This window comes from Azospirillum sp. (genome assembly GCF_035627195.1).
Lineage (GTDB): Bacteria > Pseudomonadota > Alphaproteobacteria > Azospirillales > Azospirillaceae > Azospirillum.
In genome coordinates, this window is record NZ_DASPMG010000159.1 from 1 (window position 1) to 4,544 (window position 4,544).

Consider the following 4,544-nt stretch of genomic DNA (forward strand, 5'->3'; position numbering starts at 1 on the left):
TGCTGGGCTCCTACACGGCGTTGCGCGGCGACGCGGCGCAGGCGGCGCAGCGCTGGACCGGGCCGGTGGAGGCGCCGGACCCGGCGCTGCTGGACGGCGACCCGCTGGTGGTCGACGCGCTTTTCGGCGCCGGACTGGCCCGGCCGCTGGAAGGCATGGCGCGCAGGCTGGTGGACGCCATGGAGGGGCGAACCGTCGTCGCGGTGGACGTGCCCAGCGGCGTGCACGGCGACAGCGGCGCCATCCTGGGCGCCGCGCCGCAGGCGGCGCTGACCGTCACCTTCTTCCGGGCCAAGCCGGGCCACCGCCTGCTGCCCGGCCGCCTGCACTGCGGCGGGACGGTGGTGGCCGACATCGGCATTCCGCCTGCGGTGCTGGACGACATCCGGCCGCGGCAGTGGGAGAACGGGCCGGCGCTGTGGCTGGGCCAATACCCCTGGCCGCACGCCGACGCGCACAAGTACGCGCGCGGCCACGGCGTGGTGGCGGGGGGAGGGCGCATGACCGGCGCCGGCCGGCTGGCGGCGCGCGCGGCGCTGCGCGCGGGCGCCGGTCTGGTCACCGTCGCCTGCCCGCCGGAGGCCTTCGCCGTGTACGCGGCGTCCTCGCCCAGCGTGATCGTGGAGCCGGTGGAGGACGACGCGGGCTTCGCCGCGCTGCTGGGCGACGCGCGCAAGAACGCGGTGCTGCTGGGTCCCGGCGCCGGGGTGGGGGTGCACACGCGGGCGCGCGTCCTGGCGGCGCTGGCGGCGGGCAAGACGGGCGTGCTGGACGCCGACGCGCTGACCTCCTTCGCCGGCGCGCCGGGCGACCTGCTGGACCGGCTGGACGGGCGCTGGGTGTTGACGCCGCACGACGGGGAGTTCTCCCGCGTCTTCGACGTGCAGGGCGACAAGATCGGCCGCGTGCGCGCGGCGGCGGCGCGCTGCGGGGCGGTCGTGCTGCTGAAGGGGGCGGACACGGTGGTCGCGGCGCCGGACGGGCGCGCCGCCGTCAACACGAACGCGCCGCCCGACCTTGCCACGGCCGGGGCGGGGGACGTGCTGGCAGGGCTGGTGCTGGGCCTGCTGGCGCAGGGGATGCCGGCGTTCGAGGCCGCCTGCGCCGCGGTGTGGCTGCACGGCGCGGCGGCCATGGAGGTCGGGCCGGGGCTGATCGCCGAGGACCTGCCGGACGCCCTGCCGGCCGTCCTGCGCAGGTTGAAGCAACTGGGCTAGGGCTCCATAGCCCCTTCCCCTGCGGGGCCGCTACGGCATGCACACATCTCGCGGTCAGGTTGGAAAGCCCCTCTCCCGCGAGGGGAGAGGGGCTTTCCAAACTGACCTGCCTCCGGCGGGTATGTCCAGGGCCGGCGCTACCGCCACTCGACCTTGTACGAGAGCGCCGTTCCGGTGACGACGGCGTTGTAGATCCCCTGCCAGTTCGGTTGGCCCACCGGGTACGGGGTCTCGGAGCCGGGGATCGGGCGGATCCAAACCTTGTCGGCCGTTTCAGTCGGGTACAGGTCGACGCAGTAGTGCTGGTTCACGGGAACGTAGATCCCCGTCGACCGCGAGATGTTCGGCCGGCGGGTGATGACGTTCGCCTCCAGGACGAAGTTCGACTTGTTGGTCACGCAGATCTTCGGCGTGGAGGATTGCGCGGAAGCCGGGATGGCGTTCGCGGCGAGGGTCGCGGAGAGCGCTGCGGCTCCGAAAATCAGGCGGGAACGCATTCGATGTTTCCTCTGTAACCCGGCCGTCGGCCGGCGTCGGTCATGCCGCTTTCGTGGCATGCGTCGGCAAGAGGTTCCATCGAATGCGATTTTTCGAACGCGATTTTTTTCCGCGCGGGCCGCGCCTACGACGCGGCCCGCGCCGGACGCTGCTCCATGGCGGCGAGCCACGCGGCGGTTTCCGAGCGTACGATGGCGATCTTGGCGGCCTCGGCCGGGTCTGGCTCGCGGCTCAGCTCGCGCTCGAACATGCTCAGCAGGCGCCGGCGCCCGCCGTGGCCGTCCATGATCTGGCGGAGCATCAGCGCGGCGGCGCCGGGCGACACCCCCTCGTGGCGGGCGATCAGCGTCACCTGGTCGGCGAGCAGGGCGGTGATCGAAAAGGCGGCCGGGTCGGATTGCAGGGGCACGGGTGGTCTCCTCGCTCCGGCGGGGTCAGGCGGCGCGGTCGAACGCGGGCTCAAGCGCCGGGTCAAGCGCGTGGCCAAGCGCGAGCCCGGCCACGCGGGCGCGGCGCGCGGTTTCCATGACGCGCAGGACGTCGGCCCGCGTGATGCCGTCGCGGGCGAGGATCAGGTCGACGATCGGGTCGTCCAGCAGATGATCCACCATGGCGCGCCCGTCCCGCTTCAGCATGTCGCGTCCTCCCGGCAAGAGTGGCCCCGCACCGCCATGGCTGCGCCATGGGATGGGTTTGTTACAAAGTTGACGCAATTGTTATTGCGCAGTCACGCAGTATTGGAGATGGCGTTGCACCGCCGTCGCCAAGATGATTGCCCATAGCTTATTTATGGTCAAGCCGCCGGGCATCCGCCGGAAGTATGAGCGACTGCCCGCATCATCATACCGCGTCTATGCGAAAGGCCGTTCCGGTACCGCTTTGTAGAGATGATCGTACCGTCGGCCTTGTCCGTCCAATGTCGCGCGAATTGTCTGTTCGGACAATCCTCACAAGGGAAATAGGACCGCATCCGGTCGGCTGAGCCCGGCCGGCGAAGCGCCGCCTTCCGCCTTCCGGCCGAAGCGGTTGCGCCGGGCATCGGCCGGCCGGATGGGGTAGCCGTCCGGAGCGCCGCCTGTCTGGAGGGCCTAGGCCCGCCTTCCCGCTTGCCCGCGCGCGGCGCGGACGGCAGACTTCCGCGCATGAGCGAGAGCCAGAGCACCATCGCCGCCGCTCCGGAGACGGAGCCGCCGGGCGCCCCGCCGCCGGGCCTGTTCGACCGCGCGCTGGAGAACCTGCGGGCGCGCTGGCGCGACATCGCCGCCTCCGCCCGCACCGCCGTGGGCGCGGCACCCCGCCCGCACCTGCCGCGCGAGGACGCCGAGCGCCTGCGCACGCAGATGCAGGCCTGCCTGGAGGCGCGCGGCGGCGAGGTGTCGGCGCGCGCGCGCGCCGCCCAGCTCGGCCGCGCCTACCTGGCGCTGGACGCGCAGGGGCGGCGCAACTTCCTGATGATCCTGGCGCGCGATTTCGACGTCGACCGGGAGGCGGTCGACGAGGCGGTCGACACCTTCCGCGCCGCCACCGACCCGGTGGAGCGTGGCCGCGCCGAACGCGCGCTGCGCCGCGCGCTGGAGCCGCCGCGCCTGCGATTGCTGACGCAATTCAACGCCTTGCCGGAAGGTGTTAAGTTTCTGGTCGACCTGCGCGCCGAGCTGATCGAGATGGCCGACGGCGAGCCGCTGCTGCGCGCGCTGGAAGACGACCTGAAGAGCCTGCTGCGCGCGTGGTTCGACGTGGGGTTCCTGGAGATGCACCGCATCACCTGGGACAGCCCGGCGTCGCTTCTGGAGAAGCTGATCAAGTACGAGGCGGTGCACGAGATCCGCGGCTGGCAGGACCTGAAGGACCGGCTGGATTCCGACCGCCGCTGCTTCGCCTTCTTCCACCCGCGCATGCCGAACGAGCCGCTGATCTTCGTCGAGGTGGCGCTGGTCCAGGGCATGTCGGACAACGTGCAGACGCTGCTCGACCCCGAGGCGCCGGTCGTGGACCCGAAGGCGGCGGACACCGCCATCTTCTATTCCATCTCAAACGCGCAGAAGGGGCTGGCCGGCATCAGCTTCGGCAACTTCCTCATCAAGCGCGTGGTCGACGGGCTGGCGGGCGAGTTCCCCAACCTGAAGACCTTCGCCACCTTGTCGCCGATTCCCGGCTTCCGCCGCTGGCTGGAGCGCCGGATGGCGGAGCAGGGCGACCGGCTGCTGGCCCCGGCCGAGCGCGACCGCATCGCCGAGTGGCTGGACCTTGCCGAATCCGTGATCCCCGGGCGCGGCATCCTGGAATCCGCGCTGGGGCGCGAGGCGTGGTGGCGGCACGAGAGCCTGTCCAAGGCGCTGCGCGGGCCGCTGGCGCGGCTGTGCGCCATCTACCTGACCGACGTGCGGCCGGGCGACGGCGCCGGGGTGCGGGCGCGCGACCCGGTGGCGCACTTCCACCTGTCCAACGGGGCGCGGATGGAGCGGCTGAACTGGTTGGCCGACACCTCGTCCAAGGGCATCGCGCAGTCGTGCGGCATGATGATCAACTACCGCTACAAGCTGGGCGAGATCGAGGCGAACCACGAATCCTACACGGGCGAGGGGAAGGTGAACGCCTCCTCGGCGCTGCGCTCGCTGCTGAAGGGGCCGTAGGGGGCGCCTGCCCCGTGTATGACCGTCGCGCGTAAGACCATTTTGTGTGTTTGCTGGGATTCCGTTGTGCTATAGAGGCCCCCACGCTGGCGGACGGGCGGGGGCGACCCCTCCGGCCGGATCCGCCATTGCCGTAGCGGGCGTGGCGGAACTGGTAGACGCGCCGGATTTAGGTTCCGGTGACTTCGGTCGTGGG

The 4,544-nt window shown here is 71.6% G+C and carries 5 protein-coding genes; 2 read left to right on the top strand and 3 right to left on the bottom strand.

The window, feature by feature from the left end; all coding sequences use genetic code 11:
- Nucleotides 1-1,217, top strand: a 1,217-nt coding sequence (locus VED21_RS14725) for an NAD(P)H-hydrate dehydratase (RefSeq protein ID WP_324883215.1), incomplete at its 5' end; no start/stop codon positions are given.
- Nucleotides 1,218-1,354: 137 nt separating this feature from the next.
- On the opposite strand, the gene VED21_RS14730 is transcribed toward VED21_RS14725, so the two are convergent.
- From VED21_RS14730 to VED21_RS14740, 3 genes are all read right to left on the bottom strand, one after another.
- Nucleotides 1,355-1,615, bottom strand: coding sequence for a hypothetical protein (locus tag VED21_RS14730; protein WP_324883217.1), 261 nt, complete (start codon nt 1,613-1,615; stop codon nt 1,355-1,357).
- Nucleotides 1,616-1,839: 224 nt separating this feature from the next.
- Nucleotides 1,840-2,124: a hypothetical protein gene (locus VED21_RS14735; RefSeq protein WP_324883219.1), complete on the bottom strand. Its 285-nt coding sequence runs from the start codon at nt 2,122-2,124 to the stop codon at nt 1,840-1,842.
- Between the two features lie 25 nt (nt 2,125-2,149).
- Nucleotides 2,150-2,350 (bottom strand): hypothetical protein, encoded by a 201-nt coding sequence (locus VED21_RS14740; protein WP_324883222.1) that lies wholly within the window; start codon nt 2,348-2,350, stop codon nt 2,150-2,152.
- 507 nt (nt 2,351-2,857) lie between these two features.
- Between VED21_RS14740 and VED21_RS14745 the strand changes: the two genes are divergently transcribed.
- Entirely contained in the window at nt 2,858-4,348 is a 1,491-nt protein-coding gene (locus VED21_RS14745) for a malonyl-CoA decarboxylase (protein ID WP_324883224.1), read from the top strand.
- Nucleotides 4,349-4,544: the final 196 nt, after the last annotated feature.